The organism is Facklamia sp. P12955, assembly GCF_050409565.1.
Taxonomy (GTDB): Bacteria; Bacillota; Bacilli; order Lactobacillales; family Aerococcaceae; genus Facklamia.
Window position 1 is genome coordinate 1 of record NZ_JBNUPF010000075.1, and the last position, 501, is coordinate 501.

1 protein-coding gene is annotated in these 501 nt (G+C 47.1%); it reads right to left on the minus strand.

The genetic code is table 11. The annotated features are described in order from the left end of the window. On the minus strand, nt 1-284 hold a 284-nt coding region (locus ACQV2G_RS09200; RefSeq protein ID WP_428876661.1), incomplete at its 3' end, for a hypothetical protein. Nucleotides 285-501: the final 217 nt, after the last annotated feature.

Genomic DNA, 501 nt, shown 5'->3' on the forward strand with positions numbered 1-501 from the left:
GGACCATTTTTAAAGTCTTTATTGAATTTGTCACAATGTTGCTTCCGATTTATGTTTTGGTCCCTTGTCTGCAAGGCATGTGGCATCTTAGCTCCCCAATCAGTGATCAAATCCCCACCACCTGCATTGGAAGGCAAAGTCTTAACCACTGGACTGCAGTAAGTCCCTTCATTTCTAATAAATTCCCCAGTAATTGGGCTTCCCTGGTGGCTCAGACGGTAAAGCGTCTGCCTGCCAGGTTCGGTCCCTAGGACGGGAAGATCCCCTGGAGCAGGAAATGGCAACCCACTCCAGTTTTTCTTGCCTGGGAAATCCCATGGGCAGAGGAGTCTGACGGGCTACAGTCCATCAGGTCACAAAGAGTTGGATGCAAAGAGCTGGATCACCAAATCATTACATAGTTGTTATAGCTTACAGTGATTGATGTTGGATTCATGATCTCTGAAGAAGAGAGTTTAGCTTCAGGATCAGGGGCAGGCTTGATCACTCAGAGTTCTTGTC